This window comes from Arthrobacter sp. H14 (assembly GCF_000520495.1).
In the GTDB taxonomy this organism is placed as follows: Bacteria; Actinomycetota; Actinomycetes; order Actinomycetales; family Micrococcaceae; genus Arthrobacter_C.
Genome location: NZ_KI914662.1, coordinates 29,662 through 30,612, shown reverse-complemented (window position 1 = coordinate 30,612; position 951 = coordinate 29,662). Strand labels below are relative to the sequence as shown.

Below are 951 nucleotides of genomic sequence, written 5' to 3'. Positions count from 1 at the left end.
GTCGGAACCCTGCCGAATCGAGCTTCAGAACGAGTGCTACTAACCTAAGATGCGTATTTGCTAACGGGTCAGAGCGTCATGTGTTCGAGTTGGCGCCCCTTGGTCTCGCGCACCAGGTGCAGCGGGTCACGAAGCGTCCGACGCCCGTCCTCTTCGTTGGAGTACGTTACAGGAGATCCTTTTTGTAGCGAACTGGCGGCACCGTGGAGCTACACGAACACCCCGAGCAGCAGAATCAACGGCAACGAGATCACCGAGGACAGCGACATAGCCACCGAATGGGTCTTGAAGGTGCCGCGGGTGGATAGGCCCAGCATCGATTGGAACATCCAGAAGAAGTTGCTGGACACATGCGGGATGAACAATGCACCGGATCCGGCCGCGAGCGCAATCAGTACCGTCGGCATGTCCAGGTTTGCCGCAATTGGTGCAAGGATTCCGGCTGCGGTGATGGCTGCCGCCGAGATGGATCCCAGAGCGACGTGCAGGATCGCGGCTACGAGCCAAGTCAGAATCAGCCCTAAGATGCGTATTTGCTAACGGGTCAGAGCGTCATGTGTTCGAGTTGGCGCCCCTTGGTCTCGCGCACCAGGTGCAGCGGGTCACGAAGCGTCCGACGCCCGTCCTCTTCGTTGGAGTACGTTACAGGAGATCCTTTTTGTAGCGAACTGGCGGCACCGTGGAGCTACACGAACACCCCGAGCAGCAGAATCAACGGCAACGAGATCACCGAGGACAGCGACATAGCCACCGAATGGGTCTTGAAGGTGCCGCGGGTGGATAGGCCCAGCATCGATTGGAACATCCAGAAGAAGTTGCTGGACACATGCGGGATGAACAATGCACCGGATCCGGCCGCGAGCGCAATCAGTACCGTCGGCATGTCCAGGTTTGCCGCAATTGGTGCAAGGATTCCGGCTGCGGTGATGGCTGCCGCCGAGATGGATCCCA

The 951-nt window shown here is 58.9% G+C and carries 2 protein-coding genes; both read right to left on the bottom strand.

Annotated elements, in window-relative coordinates:
* Positions 1-209 precede the first annotated feature (209 nt).
* The gene (locus Y707_RS29965; RefSeq protein WP_333782849.1) at positions 210-515 is read right to left on the bottom strand and encodes a GntT/GntP/DsdX family permease; all 306 of its coding nucleotides are present in this window, start codon (positions 513-515) and stop codon (positions 210-212) included.
* Between the two features lie 170 nt (positions 516-685).
* Positions 686-951: GntT/GntP/DsdX family permease (locus Y707_RS32205; RefSeq protein ID WP_035781802.1), on the bottom strand; the 266-nt coding region annotated here is incomplete at its 5' end.